The 15502-nt window shown below is 71.0% G+C and carries 18 protein-coding genes; 10 read left to right on the forward strand and 8 right to left on the reverse strand.

The features are described 5' to 3' along the window. The first annotated feature begins 13 nt into the window (after positions 1 to 13). Genes ACIBKY_RS00235 through ACIBKY_RS00245 form a run of 3 tightly spaced genes read left to right on the forward strand, consistent with a single transcriptional unit; the run spans position 14 to position 3838 of the window. Positions 14 to 1318: a MurT ligase domain-containing protein gene (locus ACIBKY_RS00235; RefSeq protein ID WP_397093242.1), complete on the forward strand. Its 1305-nt coding sequence runs from the start codon at positions 14 to 16 to the stop codon at positions 1316 to 1318. Then, positions 1308 to 2021, forward strand: coding sequence for a type 1 glutamine amidotransferase (locus ACIBKY_RS00240; protein ID WP_397093243.1), 714 nt, complete (start codon positions 1308 to 1310; stop codon positions 2019 to 2021). Before ACIBKY_RS00235 ends, ACIBKY_RS00240 begins: the two co-directional genes overlap by 11 nt. Next, complete coding sequence (locus ACIBKY_RS00245) at positions 2018 to 3838, forward strand: hypothetical protein (protein WP_397093245.1); 1821 nt, start codon at positions 2018 to 2020, stop codon at positions 3836 to 3838. Before ACIBKY_RS00240 ends, ACIBKY_RS00245 begins: the two co-directional genes overlap by 4 nt. Here the strand turns inward: ACIBKY_RS00245 and ACIBKY_RS00250 are convergent. Then, the gene (locus tag ACIBKY_RS00250) at positions 3832 to 4194 is read right to left on the reverse strand and encodes a DsrE family protein (protein WP_397093246.1); all 363 of its coding nucleotides are present in this window, start codon (positions 4192 to 4194) and stop codon (positions 3832 to 3834) included. The genes ACIBKY_RS00245 and ACIBKY_RS00250 overlap by 7 nt on opposite strands. Before the next feature lie 112 nt (positions 4195 to 4306). Here ACIBKY_RS00250 and ACIBKY_RS00255 point away from each other — a divergent pair, with 112 nt between their 5' ends. From ACIBKY_RS00255 to ACIBKY_RS00270, 4 genes are all read left to right on the forward strand, one after another. Continuing rightward, complete coding sequence (locus tag ACIBKY_RS00255; protein WP_184958255.1) at positions 4307 to 4795, forward strand: FABP family protein; 489 nt, start codon at positions 4307 to 4309, stop codon at positions 4793 to 4795. A 6-nt stretch (positions 4796 to 4801) separates the two neighbouring features. After that, on the forward strand, positions 4802 to 5098 hold the full coding sequence (locus tag ACIBKY_RS00260; RefSeq protein WP_379622745.1) for a DUF2470 domain-containing protein: 297 nt from the start codon (positions 4802 to 4804) through the stop codon (positions 5096 to 5098). A 282-nt stretch (positions 5099 to 5380) separates the two neighbouring features. Continuing rightward, positions 5381 to 5794 (forward strand): Fur family transcriptional regulator, encoded by a 414-nt coding sequence (locus ACIBKY_RS00265; RefSeq protein ID WP_184958251.1) that lies wholly within the window; start codon positions 5381 to 5383, stop codon positions 5792 to 5794. 10 nt (positions 5795 to 5804) lie between these two features. Beyond that, positions 5805 to 6743, forward strand: coding sequence for a YgfZ/GcvT domain-containing protein (locus ACIBKY_RS00270; protein WP_397093247.1), 939 nt, complete (start codon positions 5805 to 5807; stop codon positions 6741 to 6743). 25 nt (positions 6744 to 6768) lie between these two features. On the opposite strand, the gene ACIBKY_RS00275 is transcribed toward ACIBKY_RS00270, so the two are convergent. After that, positions 6769 to 7182, reverse strand: coding sequence for a hypothetical protein (locus tag ACIBKY_RS00275; protein ID WP_397093249.1), 414 nt, complete (start codon positions 7180 to 7182; stop codon positions 6769 to 6771). A 76-nt stretch (positions 7183 to 7258) separates the two neighbouring features. After that, on the reverse strand, positions 7259 to 7684 hold the full coding sequence (gene dtd, locus ACIBKY_RS00280; RefSeq protein WP_397093251.1) for a D-aminoacyl-tRNA deacylase: 426 nt from the start codon (positions 7682 to 7684) through the stop codon (positions 7259 to 7261). A gap of 50 nt (positions 7685 to 7734) precedes the next feature. On the opposite strand from dtd, the gene ACIBKY_RS00285 reads away from it, so the two are divergent. After that, positions 7735 to 8646 (forward strand): asparaginase, encoded by a 912-nt coding sequence (locus ACIBKY_RS00285; RefSeq protein WP_397093253.1) that lies wholly within the window; start codon positions 7735 to 7737, stop codon positions 8644 to 8646. A gap of 7 nt (positions 8647 to 8653) precedes the next feature. Here ACIBKY_RS00285 and ACIBKY_RS00290 read toward each other — a convergent pair whose 3' ends face one another. Both ACIBKY_RS00290 and ACIBKY_RS00295 read right to left on the reverse strand, forming a co-directional pair. Further along, positions 8654 to 9235 carry an ankyrin repeat domain-containing protein gene (locus ACIBKY_RS00290; protein WP_397093254.1) on the reverse strand — a complete coding sequence of 194 codons (582 nt, stop codon included), beginning with the start codon at positions 9233 to 9235 and terminating at the stop codon, positions 8654 to 8656. Positions 9236 to 9465: 230 nt separating this feature from the next. After that, entirely contained in the window at positions 9466 to 9972 is a 507-nt protein-coding gene (locus ACIBKY_RS00295) for a heme-binding protein (protein WP_397093255.1), read from the reverse strand. Between the two features lie 178 nt (positions 9973 to 10150). On the opposite strand from ACIBKY_RS00295, the gene ACIBKY_RS00300 reads away from it, so the two are divergent. Further along, a complete protein-coding gene (locus ACIBKY_RS00300) occupies positions 10151 to 11191 on the forward strand; it encodes a sensor histidine kinase (RefSeq protein ID WP_397093256.1) in 1041 nt (346 codons plus the stop codon). Beyond that, positions 11188 to 11808: a response regulator gene (locus ACIBKY_RS00305; RefSeq protein ID WP_379622724.1), complete on the forward strand. Its 621-nt coding sequence runs from the start codon at positions 11188 to 11190 to the stop codon at positions 11806 to 11808. The genes ACIBKY_RS00300 and ACIBKY_RS00305 overlap by 4 nt, the downstream gene beginning before the upstream one ends. Here ACIBKY_RS00305 and ACIBKY_RS00310 read toward each other — a convergent pair. Genes ACIBKY_RS00310 through ACIBKY_RS00320 form a run of 3 tightly spaced genes read right to left on the reverse strand, consistent with a single transcriptional unit; the run spans position 11803 to position 15450 of the window. After that, on the reverse strand, positions 11803 to 12897 hold the full coding sequence (locus ACIBKY_RS00310) for a serine hydrolase domain-containing protein (protein WP_397093258.1): 1095 nt from the start codon (positions 12895 to 12897) through the stop codon (positions 11803 to 11805). The genes ACIBKY_RS00305 and ACIBKY_RS00310 overlap by 6 nt on opposite strands. Next, positions 12890 to 13834 carry an RNA polymerase subunit sigma-70 gene (locus ACIBKY_RS00315; protein ID WP_397093259.1) on the reverse strand — a complete coding sequence of 315 codons (945 nt, stop codon included), beginning with the start codon at positions 13832 to 13834 and terminating at the stop codon, positions 12890 to 12892. The genes ACIBKY_RS00310 and ACIBKY_RS00315 overlap by 8 nt, the downstream gene beginning before the upstream one ends. 5 nt (positions 13835 to 13839) lie before the next feature. Continuing rightward, positions 13840 to 15450, reverse strand: coding sequence for a DUF2207 domain-containing protein (locus tag ACIBKY_RS00320; protein WP_397093260.1), 1611 nt, complete (start codon positions 15448 to 15450; stop codon positions 13840 to 13842). Positions 15451 to 15502: the final 52 nt, after the last annotated feature.

Consider the following 15502-nt stretch of genomic DNA (forward strand, 5'->3'; position numbering starts at 1 on the left):
AGGATCCATAACCATGACCCAGCTTCCCCTGCGGGCTCAGCTCGCGAGTGCCCTGGGGCGCAGTGCCGCCACCTTGTCCAGGATGACCGGACGTGGCGACGGTTCGGTGATCGGCGGCCGCGTGGGCCTGATGCTGGAGCCCGACCTGCTGCGCCAGCTGGCGCGTGACCGCAGGCTGGCCCTCATCAGCGCCACCAACGGCAAGACCACCACGACCCGGCTGATCACCTCCGCGCTGCTGGAGATGGGCCAGGTGGCCACCAACGCCTACGGCGCCAACATGCCCGCCGGGCACGTCTCCGCGCTGTCGCAGCACAAGGACGCGCCCTACGGTGTGCTGGAGGTCGACGAGAAGTACCTGCCCGAGGTGCTCGACACCACCGGCGCCGGCGTCGTCTGCCTCATGAACCTCAGCCGCGACCAGATGGACCGCGCCGCCGAGATCTGGCTGCTGGCCCAGAAGTGGCGCCGGGCTCTGTCCGGAAAGCCCACCCACGTCATCGCCAACTGTGACGACCCCCTCGTCACCTGGGGCGCCTCCACCGCCGCCAAGGTCACCTGGGTCTCCGGCGGCCAGCGTTGGAAGGAGGACAGCTGGTGCTGTCCCGAGTGCGGCGGGCCGCTCGACCGTAAGGAGGAAAGGAGCTCGTGGGGAGAGAGCGAGCGTGCGATGCCCACGAGTCACGAAGCGGTCGCGACCATCGACACGGCGCGGCACTGGGCGTGCCGCGAGTGCACCTTCCACCGTCCCGAGCCGCAGTGGATCCTCGACGACGACGCCGTGATCGACCCGCGCGGCCGGCGCTGGGTGCTCGACATCCAGCTGCCCGGCTCCGCCAACCGCTCCAACGCCGCGATGGCCCTGGCCGTCGCCGAGGCGTTCGGCCTGCCGGTCGAGCGTGCCCTGCCGAGGCTGCGCGAGGTCACCTCCGTGGCCGGCCGCTACACCACCGTCGAGCGCGACGGCCGCCACGCCCGCCTGCTCCTGGCCAAGAACCCGGCCGGCTGGCTGGAGGCCTTCGACGTCGCCGACCCGGCGCTGCCGATCATCCTGTCGGTCAACGCCCAGGGCCCCGACGGCCGCGACACCTCCTGGCTCTGGGACGTCGACTACCGCATCCTGCGCGGGCGGCCCGTGTTCGTCACCGGTGAGCGCCGGCTCGACCTGGCGCTGCGGCTTGACGTCGCCGACGTACCATTCGCGCTGGCCGAGACCTTCGCCGAGGCCCTCGGCGCGCAGCCGCCCGGCCGGGTCGACGTGATCGCCAACTACACCGCCTTCCAGCAGATCCGATCGGAGTTCGGCCGTGCCGTCTGACAGCACCCTGCGCATCGTCTGGATCTACCCCGACCTGCTCAGCACCTACGGCGACCAGGGCAACGCGCTGGTGCTCGAGCAGCGTGCCCGCCGCAGGGGCATCGGCGCCGAGGTCGTCCACGTACGCTCGGCCGACCCCGTGCCGGAAACCGGCGACATCTACCTTATCGGCGGCGGCGAGGACCGCCCCCAGATCCTCGCCGCGGAACGGCTGCGCCGCGACGGCGGCCTCCACCGCGCCATCGCCCGGGGCGCGGCCATGCTGGCCGTCTGCGCCGGATACCAGATCATGGGATCCACCTTCGGCGGCGAGGAAGGCCAGCCGGTCGACGGCATCGGCCTCCTCGACATCAGCAGCACCCGCGGCCCCGCCCGCGCCGTCGGCGAACTCGTCGCCGAGGTCGACAGCGCACTCAACCTGCCCACGCTCACCGGCTTCGAGAACCACATGGGCGTCACCCACCTCGGCCCCGGCGTCAAGCCGCTGTCCCAGGTCGTCACCGGCGTGGGCAACGGCAACGGCTTCGAAGGCTGCTACGCCGGCCACGTCGTCGGCACCTACCTCCACGGCCCCGCCCTGGCCCGCAACCCCGCCCTGGCCGACCTCCTGCTGACCTGGTCGGCCGGCGACCTCCCACCCCTGGACGACCGCTGGTACGACGCCCTGCGCACCGAACGCCTCTCCGCCGTTTTGCCCCGTTGACCGGTGCGGAGGCGCCGCGGCTCGACGTGTGGGGCCTGCGGCGGAAGTGTTTCACCGGCCACGCGTCGAACGAGGTCCGCGAGTACGCCGCCCGCCTGGTGCCCCACCTCATGGAGTTGCTCGCGATACCGGAGCTGCCGCGCCGGGCCCTGATCCTCGGGCTCCTGGCGGAGGTGGCCACGGGCACCGGGGCCGTGGACGTGTCCCGTGACCCCGAGCTGCCGCCGGAGCCCGACCACGCCGCGGTGGCGCGGGCGCGGATGCTGGAGGCTTTGGAGACGCCGATCCGGCTGCTGGACGACCCGAAGCGGAAGGTCGCCATCAGGGCTGCGTACCTGCTGAGCCGGTTGCCCGACGGCGCCGCCCGGAGCGTCGGCCCGTTGAAGGCGCGCGCCTCCACAGGAGATCTGGACGTCAGGGTCGCGGCGGTGCTGGCCGTCGGGATGCTGGCCCCCCGCGAGAACGTGGAGTGGTTCCAGTCACTGGAGCACCCCGCCTTACGCGCGGCGGCCGCCGCGGGACTGGCCAGGGCGGACGTGTCCGAGCCCGACCCCAAGGCCGTGCACGCCGCCGCCGGCGCCGCCGTCTTCAAGCGGCTGCCGTGGGAGATGCGGCTGTGGGACGCCTTCCAGGAGTCCGAGAGATGGCACCGCGCGCTGGCGGCCGAGCTGGCCACCGCGGAGCGGTTCAAGGGCCGTGCCCGTACAGAGGTCAGGGACGCCGTGCTGCGCTGGCGTACGGCCGCGCAAGAGGTTGTCCCCATCCTTGTGGACAGGGCGCCCACGACCTACGGCAGCGACTTCCCCGGCCTGGTCGAGATCGTCGCCGAGGCGGGGGAGGTGTCGGCGGAGCAGGCCGACTTCCTGGCCGAAGTCCTGGAGCGAGGGGCAGTAAGTGGCGGTCGCGCGTATGAGTGGCCGCCCGAGGTGGTGGCGGCGATCAAGTCGCTGGCCCTGCGCGGAGACGCGCGCAGTCTTCCGTGGCTGGAGTCCGCGCTGCTTCACCCGCGCATCGGCGACGTCGGCCTTCCGGCGGCGGTCGCGCCGATGGCCGCGCACGCGGACGGGCTGCTGGCGGGCCTGGACACCTTCCTGCGCGGTCCCGAACTGAAGGGGAACCGCGGCTTCGATCTGGTCGAGGTCATCCACGCCCTGTCGGCCTGGGGCGAGGCGGCCGCGCCGTTGCTCCCGGCGCTGACGACGAAGTTCCCGGTCTACGGGTACTCGATCATCGTGCTCCCGCTGCTGGGGGCGATGGGGCCTGCCGCCGCCGAGGCGGTGCCGTACGTCAGGGGACTGCTGGAGCACGAGTTGGAGCAGCCGCGTGCGGCGTGGGCGCTCTGGCGGATCACCGGAGATCCCGGTGACGCCGTCGCGATCATCACGGAGCGCCTCGCGCAAAGCGGCCACTACGCAGGTGATCTGTCGCCGCTGCTCGAAGACCTCGGGCCGCCGGCGGCGAGTGCGGTGCCGCATCTGCGGGCCCTGCTGGACGACGAGGTCCACGGGTTCCGGTGGGATCGGGTGGGCATCGCGCGGGCGCTGTGGGCGATCACCGGCGATGCTGACGGGCTTGTCGAGGCGCTTCTTGCCGCCATCACGGTACGGCCGCTGCCCGATCACACCCTCACCTCCCAAAGCAGCGGCCTACGGGCGGTCGAGGCGCTGGGGTGGGTGGGGGAGGCGGCGGTCGGGGCTGTGCCTGCGCTTCGGGACATCGCCTACGGTCCCGCGCGGGTGACCTGGTGGGACGCGTTTCTGGACGACCGTTACCGGCGGGCGGCGGTTGAGGCGCTGGGGCGGATCGAGGGTCAGTAGACCAGGGCTTGGGCGCCTTCCGCCACCGCTTCCTCGACGAAGGCGGGGGCTCCGGCGATGCGTACGCCGTCGATGAGGTCGTCCACCGTGATCTCGCGGCGGGCGGCGCACTGGGTGCAGACCGTGACCCGGCCGGCGGCCAGGACCACGTCCAGGAGGTCGGTCAGGGGAGCGGCGTGGGGGAGGCTGAACTCCTTGGCCCTTCCCGGCAACGCGAACCAGGAGGCCTCGCCGGTCAGCCAGAGCGAGACCGGTACACCGCTGGCCAGGGCGGCGGCGGCGATGGTGAAGGCCTGGTTGCACCGCTCGGGGGCGTCGGCCCCCGCGGTCACTTTGATCACCAGTGATCGTGCCATGCAGGCCACCCTACGCCTCCTCCGCCGGGCCTCGGCACCTCGCCCGGGGGCAAGCATCGAGGGCATGCCGTACCCCGGGAACGGCGGGCGACGGAGAGTAATGTTGGGCGGCATGGAAACCCCTGAGGCGCACCCCGATCTTGAGCACATCTCCTTCCTCCTGGGCAGGTGGGAAGGCGCGGGAGTCGGCGGTTACCCCACGATCGAGAGCTTCAACTTCGGGCAGGAGATCGAGTTCGGGCACAACGGCAAGCCGTTCCTGGAGTACGTGAGCCGGACCTGGCTGCTCGACGAGGACGGGAACCGGGTGCGGCCTCTGGCCACCGAGTCGGGCTACTGGCGGGCGCGGCCCGAGCGGCAGCTTGAGGTGGTGCTGGCGCATCCCACGGGCATCGTGGAGATCTACCTGGGCGAGGTCGTCTTCCACAAGATCGAGCTGCGCACCGATGTGGTGGCGCGGACGGAGTCGGCCAAGGAGTACACGGCGGGGCAGCGGATCTACGGGCTGGTCAACGGGAACCTCATGTGGGCCTATGACATGGCCGCCGCCGGACACCCGCTGACGTCCCATATGTCGGCAGAGTTGAAGAAGGTAGCTTGAGCGGATATGACTACCCCTTTCACCCCTGATGTCGTCGAGGCGATCAAGCGCCACATGAACGACGACCACACCGACGACGCGCTCATCATCGTGCGCGGGCTGGGCGGGCGGCCCGAGGCCACCGAGGCGGTCACGAGTGACGTGACGGCGCAGGCGATCGAGTTCACGATCGACGGGGGCGAGAAGCTCAACGTGCCGTGGGGGGAGACGCTGACCGAGCGTCCTCAGGTGCGCAAAGCGGTCGTGATGCTCTACCGCGAGTCCTGCGAGAAGCTCGGGATCCCCTGGCGGACCGAGCACTAGGCAGGAAAGGCAGAAGGGCCCCGGGCAGGTTCCGCCCGCGTGAGCGGGCGGGCTGGATGGGCCATGGGTCGGGATGGACCTCCCGCCCCCCAGCAGCCTCGGGGCCCCGGTGGTTGCCTCGAATTTCGCCGAAACGACGCGAGACAATGGAGTCCGCTTCGTTAGCGGACAACCACCTCGCTAGCCCAACTATGAATCACCATTGTTTGGACCACCTCCTTTCCGCGTGCAGACGACGCTATGCGAGGCCCCCGAACCCGGGCAAGCGATTATTCTCAGGGCATGACGGAGACGCAGTGGCACGAGGAACTCCGCGCCAAGGGCTACCGGGTGACGCCGCAGCGGCAGCTGGTGCTGGAAGCGGTCAAGGACCTGGAGCACGCCACCCCGGAGGAGATCTGCGTCAAGGTCCGTGAGACCGCGCGGGGGGTGAACATCTCCACCGTCTACCGGACCCTGGAACTGCTGGAAGAGCTGGGCATGGTCACCCACACCCATCTCGGCCACGGCGCGCCCACCTACCACCTGGCGGCCGACGCCGACCACGTGCACCTGGTCTGCCGGGGGTGCGGCGAGGTCGGGGAGGTGGGGCCCGAGATGGCGGAGGGCCTGGTCAAAGGGCTGGACGACCAGCTCGGCTTCGTCGCCGACGTCCATCACCTGACCGTCTTCGGGCTGTGCCGCAACTGCAGATAGCCTGGAGGGCATGCGTAGCCCTCTGCTCGATCTCCCCGGCGCGGTCGCGGCCGATGCCCCCGACGCCGACGTGGCGGCGCACTACGGCGATCTGTTCGCCGAGCAGCGTGCGCTGATCAAGGGAGAGGCGGTCGTCGACCGCAGCAATCGCGAGATCGTCCGCGTCTCCGGGGCAGACCGGCTGAAATGGCTCAACGATCTGACCTCCAACAAGCTCGACACCCTCAAGCCTGGTGAGTGGACCCAGACCCTCATCCTCGACCTGCAGGGCCGCGTCGAGCACCACCTCACGCTGGTCGACGACGGCGAGGCCGTTCTCGCGCACGTGGAGCCCGGCACCTCCGAGGCGCTGATCGACTACCTCGACAAGATGCGGTTCATGCTGCGCGTCGAGGTCTCGAGCGCCGACGACGAGCTGGCCGTGATCTCCACCGCCGACGGCGACCGCTACATCCCGCGTGCCGAGCTCAACGCGGGCCTGGGCCGCATGGCCGGGATCTGGGCGTACGAGGCGCTGCGCATCGAGCGTCACCAGCCGCGCCTCGGGCTCGACACCGACCACAAGACCATTCCCCACGAGGTGGGCTGGATCGGCGAGGCCGTACACCTGACCAAGGGCTGCTACCGCGGGCAGGAGACGGTCGCGCGCGTGCACAACCTCGGCCACCCGCCCCGCCGCCTGGTCTTCCTGCACCTCGACGGCAGTGTCGACACGCTGCCGCCGCACGGCGCGCCGGTCATCTTCGAGAGCCAGGAGGTGGGCGCGGTCGGTTCGTCCGTCCGTCACCACGAGCTCGGGCCGATCGCGCTGGCCGTGGTCAAGCGGACGGTCCCGGTCGACGCCCCGCTGCTGGCGGGCGGCGTCGCCGCCACGCAGGAGGTCATCGTCCCGCCGGACGCGGGCCGCAACGTCAGCATCGACCCGGCCATGCGCCGCCGCATCCGCTAGTCCATCCGGTACGGCAGGCCCGGCCTCACCCTTCGGCGCAGGTCACCTTCGCGGCGCAGCTGAGGCCCCCGGCCGCGCCGGTGACCTTGATCCGGGTCGCCTCGGGCACGGTCAGCACGTAGTCGGCCGCGCATGCGTCGTCGCACGAGTAGGAGATGCGCAACCGCCGGGCGTCCTCCCAGGCTTCCTCGTGGTGGCGCCCGCCGGTCCAGCTGAGTTCCCTCTTGATGGCGACCCGCTGCCGCCCTCCGGCCACGACCGTGAGCCGTATGGGCCCGTCGGCCTCGATGGCCAGGTCGGTCCCCGGGAGCTCGTGGTAGCCGAACGTCGTCTCCGTCTGCGGCACGGGCTCCGGGCCGGGCTCGCGGTTGAAGGAGATCGCGGCCAGCGCGGCGACGAGGAGCACGGCCCCGGCCGGCACCCAGAGGATCTTTCGCATACCAGCACGATAGGAAGCGCCACCCGTCCGGCGACATGGCGGAGGATGGCCGGTTGTGGGTGGGGCCAGCCCCACCCTAGACGTCGACCACCAGGGTGATGGGGCCGTCGTTGACCAGGGAGACCTTCATGTCGGCGCCGAAGCGGCCGGTCTCGACGTGCGCGCCGAGCGACCGCAGCCCGGACACCACGGCCTCCACGAGCGGCTCCGCCACCGGTCCGGGGGCGGCCGCCTGCCAGGTGGGGCGGCGGCCCTTCCTGGTGTCGGCGTAGAGGGTGAACTGGCTGATGACCAGCAGGGGCGCGCCGATGTCCGAGCAGGACTTCTCGCCGTCGAGTATGCGCAGCCCCCACAGTTTGGCGGCCAGCTTGCGCGCCTGCTCCGCCGTGTCCGTGTGGGTGACGCCCACGAGCACGAGCAGCCCCGGCTCGTCGATCGCGCCCACCGTCTGACCGTCCACGACCACCGAGGCCGTACTCACTCGCTGCACTACCGCCCGCATGGGAACTCATTCTCGCCGATCCGTAGACTCCTGATGAAAGGGGGCGGGGAATGTCGCTCGTTGTCGAGGTTGTCCGGTCCGGGTTCGTGGAGTCCACGCATCTGGCGCGGGTGCTCACCGTTGACGCGGACGGGACGCCGGTCGACGCGCACGGCGCGGTTCACGTGCCCGCCTCGCCGCGCTCGTCGATGAAGCCGCTCCAGGCGCTGGGCATGCTCCGCAACGGGCTCTCGCTGGAGGGCGAACTGCTCGCGCTGGCCTGCGCCTCGCACGCGGGCGAGCCGTACCATGTGGACGGGGTTCGCAAGATCTTGGCCGGGGCGGGGCTGGAGGAGTCGGCGCTGCTGTGTCCCGAGGACTATCCCGAGGACCGGACGGTCACCGACCGGGGCCGCGTGTACATGAACTGCTCGGGCAAGCACGCCGCCATGCTCGCGACCTGCGTGCTCAACGACTGGCCGCTGGACTCGTACCTGGAGCCCAGGCATCCGCTGCAGCGGGCGGTCCGGGCGACGGTCGAGGAGCTGACCGGGGAGCGTGTGGCCGCCTCCGGGGTGGACGGGTGCGGGGCGCCCTTGTTCTTCGTGTCCATGCTGGGGGTGACCAGGGCGTTCCGTGCCCTGCCGCTCGGCGGGCCGGGCAGCCACGAGCGGCGGGTCTTCGACGCCATGCGCGCCTATCCGCAGTGGACGTCCGGCACGCACCGGGACGAGGCCAAGCTGATGCGGGCCGTACCGGGGCTGATGCTGAAGTCCGGGGCGGAGGCGTTCGACGCGTTCGTCTTCGAGGACGGGCGGGCCGGCACCGTCAAGATCGAGGACGGCTCGTCGCGCGCCCGCACACCCGTCACGGTGGCCGCCCTGCGCGGCCTCGGTCTGTCCGGCCCCGACCTCGACGTCCTCGCCACGGGCCTCCTGTACGGCGGCGGCCGCCCCGTGGGCGAGATCCGCGTGCGCCCATAGGCCCGCGTCAGCCGCGCAGGATGTCGGCGACCTCCCGCTGCCCCTTCTTCACCGCGTGCCGCAAGGAGGTGACTCCGTCACGGTCGGCCAATTCGCGATCGGCGCCCGCGGCCAGCAGCAGGCGGACGATCTCCTGGTACCGGGCCGAGCCGTCGCCCAGGATCACCGCCTCCAGCAGGCCGGTCCAGCCGAGGTCGTTGACGTGGTTGACGTCGATGTCCGTCTTCAGCACCTCGCGGACATAGTCCACGTGGCCGCGCTCGCACGCCGGGATCAGGGAGACGCCGCCGTAGCGGTTCCTGATCGTCAGGTCCGGGTTGGCGGGCAGCAGGACGCGCAACATCGCCACGCTGCCGGTCACGCCCGTCACCAGCCATGGGGTGTCGTGCTGGGCGTCCAGCGCGTCCGGGTCGGCGCCGACGGCCACCAGGATCTGCGCGGCCTCCACGTGATCGGCGGCCGAGGCCAGCAGCAGAGCGGTACGCCGGCGGCCGTCACGGGCCTCAAGATCGGCCCCCTCGGTGACCGCCTCGCGCACGGCGGCGGCCTCACCTGCGGCGGCGGCGGTAAGCAGTTGTTCGTCAAGCACGTCTGATCCTTTCACGGCTTTTGTGGAGGTAACGCCCGGAGCGGTCGATACCGCCCGGCCACTACCTCCACCACAGGCCGCCGCCACGAGCCCTAGACCCGCGAGCAGCAGCCCGCGCCTGCCAACCCCACCCACGCCCCCATCCTCTCTCCCTTTCTCACCTTTTTGGACAGATCGGGATATATACCGCGAAAGGGGTGTGGGTGTCGGTGCGGTGCGGTCCGCGGACATCAGCCGAGTCGGCCCTGGACGGCCTTGAGGCCGGCCTGGGCGATGGCCTCGTCGATGTCGCCGCTGGGCGCGCCGCCCACGCCGATCCCGGCGATCGGCGCGCCGCCCGAGGCGACCGGAACGCCGCCGGCCAGCAACAGGGTGCCGGGGATGGCGGCCAGAGCCTGGTTCTTGGCCAGGGCGCTGGTCGGCTGTCCGAAGGACACCGCGGTGAACGCCTTGCGCTTGGCCGACTCCTCCGTCTGCGGCCCGGCCCCGTCGCCCTTGAGGATGAGGCGGGTGGCGCCCGAGCGGTCCACGATGGCCACGGTCACGCGCTGCTTCTGCTTGGCCGCCTCCTTCTGCACCGCGTCGGCGATCTTGAGGGCGGCGTCGGCCGACAGCACGTTGGCCTGGACGACCGCGGGCGCGTCCGGCGCGGCGGCCTGCGCGGCGGTGCTGGTGACGCCACCGGCGACGGCGAGGGCGGCGAGCGAGGCGGCGGCGAAGCGGGTACGGAGCTTCATGGTGTTCCTCCAGGTCAGTGGTCGGTTCGACGAGTTCCAGACTGCCGGGACGCACCGGCCGCGCCATCGGGAGAGCGGTCGATGCGTGGGAGAGAATCGGTCGAAGGGCAGGTCAACCGATCGGTTGATGCGGGCGCCGGGGGCGCCGCCTACGCTCGCACCACGGCGAGGGGGTGAGATGGAGCGGATCTGGCTCAACCGGGCGATGCACGCCGGCTTCTTCCTGTTGCTGGCCGCCTCCGCCTCCCGCCTGGTGGTACGCCACGCGATGGACCTCACGACCATCGCTGCCCTGGCCGACGCGGGCCTGCTGGCACTCGTGTACGCGGGCGGCGTCCTGCTGTGGGGGCGCCTGGGCCGCAGGGGCCGGCTGGTATGGCTGGCGGTGGTCCTCGGGTGCTGGCTGGTGCTGGTGGAGCTGGCGCCGTCGTTCGCCTGGTGCGCGATCCCACTGCTGTACCTGTGCCTGCGGCTGCTGTCGTTGCGGATGACGCTGGTCGCCGCGGCCGTGCTGACCGTCGCGGTGATCGTGGCGCAGATCAGCCTGTCCGACCGGTTCGACCCCAGCCTGGTGCTGGCGCCGATCGCCGTGGCGGCCATGACCATCGTGATCTTCTGGGAGCTGAGGAAGGCGGGAATCATGCAGGAGCGCGAGCGTCTCTCGCGGGAGATCCACGACACCCTCGCCCAGGGCCTGACCAGCCAGCGCATGCTGCTGCAGGCGGCCGAGCGGGTCTGGGAGTCCGACCCCGCGCAGGCGCGTTCCTACGTCAGGACGGCGATCGAGGCGGCGGGGGAGAACCTTGACGAGGCCCGCCGGTTCGTCCGCGACCTCGGGCCCGCGCCGCTGGCCGTACGGTCGCTGCCGGAGGCGCTGACGGCGCTGGGCGCGGAGTTCCGGCTGGAGGGCACGGAGTTCCCGCTGGCCGACGGGACGCAGGCCGTACTGCTGAGAGTGGCTCAGGGGGCGGTGGCGAACGCGCGTGAGCACGCCCGCGCGAGCCGGGTGATCGTGACGCTCGCCTATCTCGACGACGAGGTGACGCTGGACGTGTACGACGACGGGGTGGGCTTCGACCAGGCGATGGCCGTGACCCGCCCGGGGCGCGGGTACGGCCTGCGTGCCATGCGCGACCGGGTCGCGGAGGTGGGCGGCACGCTGACGGTGGAGAGCGCGCCCGGGGAGGGTACGGCGGTGGCTGCGAGGATTCCGGTATGAAGCTGTTCCTGGTCGACGACCATCCGGTGGTCAGGGCGGGCATCGCGGCGCTGGTCGGCGGCGAGGCCGACATGGAGATCGTGGGCGAGGCGGAGAACGCCGACGACGCGCTCCGGCTGATCGCCCTGCGCCGGCCCGACGTGGTGCTCATGGACCTGCAGCTCGGCGACGGCCCCGACGGCGTCGCGGCCACCAGGAAGGTGCGCGCGCTCGACGACGCGCCGCAGGTGCTGGTCCTGACGACCTACGAGACCGACGCCGACATCGTGCGCGCCATCGACGCGGGCGCCACCGGCTACGTGCTCAAGGCCTGCCCGCCGGACGAGCTGTTCCAGGCGATCAGGGCCGCGGCCAGGGGCGAGACGGCGCTCTCGCCCAGGGTGGCGACCCGCATGATGCGTCGCATGCGCGACCCCGGCCCGGCGTTGACCACACGCGAGATCGAGATCCTGGAACTCCTGGCCCGCGGGGCGGGCAACAAGGAGATCGCCAAGGCCCTGTTCATCACCGAGGCGACGGTCAAGACCCACCTCAATCACGTGTACGGCAAGCTCGGCGTCGACACCAGGACCGGAGCCGTCAGCAAGGCCGTCGAGCTCGGCCATATCCGTCTATAGGATCACCTGCCCGATCCTGTCCACCGTCCCGAACGGGTCACCGGCGCCGATGCGGTTCTTGGTGATCCCGACCGAGAGGCCGGTGGCCTTGTCGGCGAAGGCCGCGGTGCCGCCGCTGCCGCCCATCCCGAAGTAGGTGGGGCGGTCGAGCACCTGGGTCAGCCCGACGGAGTACCCGAGCCCCCAGGTCGCCGGCATGCCGACGACCTCGTCGGTCCCGCTGGCCTGCGGCGAGGTGACCTCGGCCAGTCGTGCGGGCGGGATCAGGCCGTTGAGCAGGGCGTCGTACATGCGGGCCAGGCCCCTGGCGGTGGCCGTGGCGCCGGCGTCGCTGGTCAGCACGTCGGGACGGTTGCTGAAGGCGGCGTCGGGCAGGGCCGCCATCGGCGCGGCGGTGTAGCCGTCGACCACGCGGAAGAACGGGATCTGCGCCGTCATCTCCGGCGTCAGTTCCATCGGCGGGCCCTCGGGGTCCTCGATGACGGCCAGGCGCGGCAGTTCGGAGTGGGGCACGGCCAGGAAGAGCTCGTCGGCGACGCCCAGCGGCAACGCGACCTGCTCGCGCAGGATCTGGGAGACGGTCTTGCCGGACGTCCGGCGGACGATCTCCCCCATGAGATACATCCAGGACTGCGGGTGGTAGCCGATCCTGGTGCCCGGCTCCCACCAGGGCTTCTCGTCGGCGACGGCCGCGCACATCTTGTCCCAGTTCGCGATGTCCGCCGGCGTGGTCTCCACGGGCACGCCGGGCACGCCCGCCCGGTAGGTGAGGGCATGCCGTACCGTGGCCCGCTCCTTGCCATGGGCGGCGAACTCGGGCCAGTACTCCGCGATCGGCGTGTCATAGGCCAGGACGCCCTGCTCGGCCAGCAGATGCACGACCGTGGCGATCATGCCCTTGCCGGTCGAGGTCACGTAGACCGGGGTGTCCGAGGTCATCGGGCGGCCGGTGGCCGGGTCGGCGAGACCGGCGACCGCGTCCACGACGAGCTCGCCCTCCCGGTACACGGCGACCTGGACGCCGCGCTCCACCCCGGTCTCCACGAGCTCGTCGATCGTGGCCTGAACGTTCTTCTGCAGATCAGTCATGCCCATATGACGAGGCATCGCCGGAAAAGGAATCGGGCAGACCCATCTCCGGGAAAAGTTCGTGGTCGAAGGTGGTGATCTCGCTGATCAGCGGCCCTTCCATGCGGAAGACGCCGAGCCAGAACGCCGAGAAGACCTCCTCGCCCGGCCGGCGCAGGTACGCGGCGATCGCGGGCTGGCGGTTGACCCGGGCGGGCAGCACGCGCCAGTCGCCCCACGAGGCCTCGCCGGACATCTGCGGGCCCCACGAGGAGACGAACGCGTCGCGGCCGAGGATCCACCCCGGCGTGGGCGGCATGGTCTGCCAGACGTCCGATGCGAGCAGCGCGGGCAGGACCGACGGATCGCCCTGTTCGAGCGCGTGGATGTACGTGCGCACCACGGCCAGCTCGTCGGCGCTGCCCGAGCTCATGCGCTGGGCGGGCAGATGCTCGCGCAGCACCGGCCGGGCACGCTGCAGGGCACTCTTGACCGCGGTGACGGTCGTGTCGAGCGCCGCGGCGGTCTCCGGCGCCGACCAGCCGAGCACGTCGCGCAGGATGACGATGGCCCGTTGCTTGGCGGGCAGGTGCTGGATCGCCACGAGGAAGGCCAGCTCGATCGTCTCGCGCTCGATGACGGAGTCGAGGAGGTCGTCCGGGTAGGGGCTGATCCAGGGCACGTGGGTGGAGACCGGCCACGGCATCCCCGCGTCGGCCGCCATGGGCGTATCGAGCGGCTCCGGCCGCCGGGGGTTGGCGCGCAGGAAGTCGAGGCAGGCGTTCGTGGCGATCTTGTACAGCCATGCCTTCAGGTTGTCCGGCGGCTCGTCCCGCTTGCGCCAGGCGCGCAGGAACGTCTCCTGGACCAGGTCCTCGGCCTCGTGGTAGGAGCCGAGCATCCGGTAGCAGTGAACGTGCAGTTCCCTGCGATGGCGCTCCAGCTCTTCGGCCTTCACAGTGTTCACAGTGAGCGCAGTTGCCGGGTGGCGGAGATCGCGCCGGAAGTGGTGGTGGTGAAGGTACGCATCGACCCGGCGAACTTGGACAGGTCCCATTCGGCGGGCCCGTGGTACCAGTACAGATTGTCGGCCTGGTGGCCGTTGCCGGTGACCGAGGCCACCACCCGCGACCAATGCTCCACGCCATCAAAAATCACGGCGTAGGGCAAATATCGCGAAAAAAGCTCGACTCGATGCTGTTCGGGGACATTTTCCAGCTCGCCGGAGAACAGGTACTGCCGGAAGCTCAGCGTGTGCGCCAGCGCCGCCGACCCCTTGGCGGTCTTGGCCGGCATGAACTGCCCGCCCACCGCCAGCGCCGCCCCCGCGATGATCAGGGCCAGGCCCAGCAGCCCGTAGGTGGTGAACCAGGCCAGCCCCACCGTGGCCAGGATCCCGGCGCCGATGAGGACGAAGCCGATCGTGGTCCAGCGCGTCCGCTCGGTGTCGGGCCGCCGGGCGAACCACCCCTGCCGCACGACATCGGCATACAACTCATCCCGCACTTTCCCGAGATTTTTCGCGAAAGATCCGGACAACTCAGACAGCAGGACGGCGTCGCGGCCCTCGAACACCGCGTCGTACAACGCCTTCTCATACGGCAGCAAGGCCTCGACCGGCGCGCTCGGCAGCCTGACCAGCGTCCAGTCCGGCGCGTCATAGGCCTGCCTGGACCGCTCGTCGATCCGCAGGTACCCGCGTACCGCCAGGTCCACGATCGTCGCGGTCACGTCGACCACGTCGGCCTGCTCGTCCACGAGCGTGCCGATCTGACCGGGCCGCACCCCGTCCGGCGGCGAGAAGTGCCCGTTCTGCACGGGATCGACGGCGGTCTCCTGACCGGCGATCCGCGCGTCCCGCCCCCGCGTCCAGTACAGGAGCCCGATCCCGCCCAGCATCAGCACCAGCAGCGCGGCCAGGGCGCCACCGGTGATCCCGTTGAGCGTGAACGCGGTGGCCAGCGAGAAGCGCCGCTCCAGGATGGGGGCGCCGGAGCTGGTGCCCTTGGGGTAGCCGACCACGACGGTGAGGGCCTCGCCGGGCGCGAGGTTCTCCTGCTCGAAGTCGGCCTGGGTGGCCCCGTGGTCCATGGAGGCGCTGGTGCAGCCGATGGCCGAGGTCAGCTCCCCGGCGAAACACGACAGGTTCTGCACCATGCCGGCGCCGGTGACCTTCACCGTGGCCTTGGAGACCGGGACGTTCCAGCCGTTGACCGCGAACCAGCGCAGTTCCTCCACGCCGCCGGACGGCGTGACCGTGCCCTTCACCTCGTAGGTGACGGTGGCGGGAGCCTTGACGGTGAGCACGTCACCGGCGAGCTGGCCGCCCTTGACGTTGGCGATCTGGTAGACGCGGTCGTTGCCGTCGTCGTAGCGGGTCCTGGTGAGGAAGGTCCGCTTGACCTCGCCCTCACCGCCGATCTTCTCGCTGACGCGGAGCACGCCGTCCTTGCGCAGTTCCAGGCTGACCTGGTCGGTGATCGGTGCGGCGGCCGCGCTCGCCCACGCGGGCGCCGCGGTCAGCGTCAGGGCGGTGGCGCCCAGCAAGGCCAGCGTCAGCCTGATTCCGGTCATGGCGGCAAATCGTATCGGTTCGCCCTATGTCTGGCAGGGGTATGCCTCTGAC

It is taken from the genome of Nonomuraea sp. NPDC050394 (assembly GCF_044459065.1).
In the GTDB taxonomy this organism is placed as follows: Bacteria; Actinomycetota; Actinomycetes; order Streptosporangiales; family Streptosporangiaceae; genus Nonomuraea.

Coding starts and splice junctions, on each gene's coding strand:
- ACIBKY_RS00235 (WP_397093242.1), top strand. CDS start 14: ATGACCCAGCTTCCCCTGCGGGCTCAGCTCGCGAGTGCCCTGGGGCGC.
- ACIBKY_RS00250 (WP_397093246.1), bottom strand. CDS start 4,194: ATGGCACGATCACTGGTGATCAAAGTGACCGCGGGGGCCGACGCCCCC.
- ACIBKY_RS00255 (WP_184958255.1), top strand. CDS start 4,307: ATGGAAACCCCTGAGGCGCACCCCGATCTTGAGCACATCTCCTTCCTC.
- ACIBKY_RS00260 (WP_379622745.1), top strand. CDS start 4,802: ATGACTACCCCTTTCACCCCTGATGTCGTCGAGGCGATCAAGCGCCAC.
- ACIBKY_RS00265 (WP_184958251.1), top strand. CDS start 5,381: ATGACGGAGACGCAGTGGCACGAGGAACTCCGCGCCAAGGGCTACCGG.
- ACIBKY_RS00270 (WP_397093247.1), top strand. CDS start 5,805: ATGCGTAGCCCTCTGCTCGATCTCCCCGGCGCGGTCGCGGCCGATGCC.
- ACIBKY_RS00275 (WP_397093249.1), bottom strand. CDS start 7,182: ATGCGAAAGATCCTCTGGGTGCCGGCCGGGGCCGTGCTCCTCGTCGCC.
- dtd (WP_397093251.1), bottom strand. CDS start 7,684: ATGCGGGCGGTAGTGCAGCGAGTGAGTACGGCCTCGGTGGTCGTGGAC.
- ACIBKY_RS00285 (WP_397093253.1), top strand. CDS start 7,735: ATGTCGCTCGTTGTCGAGGTTGTCCGGTCCGGGTTCGTGGAGTCCACG.
- ACIBKY_RS00295 (WP_397093255.1), bottom strand. CDS start 9,972: ATGAAGCTCCGTACCCGCTTCGCCGCCGCCTCGCTCGCCGCCCTCGCC.
- ACIBKY_RS00300 (WP_397093256.1), top strand. CDS start 10,151: ATGGAGCGGATCTGGCTCAACCGGGCGATGCACGCCGGCTTCTTCCTG.
- ACIBKY_RS00305 (WP_379622724.1), top strand. CDS start 11,188: ATGAAGCTGTTCCTGGTCGACGACCATCCGGTGGTCAGGGCGGGCATC.
- ACIBKY_RS00310 (WP_397093258.1), bottom strand. CDS start 12,897: ATGACTGATCTGCAGAAGAACGTTCAGGCCACGATCGACGAGCTCGTG.
- ACIBKY_RS00320 (WP_397093260.1), bottom strand. CDS start 15,450: ATGACCGGAATCAGGCTGACGCTGGCCTTGCTGGGCGCCACCGCCCTG.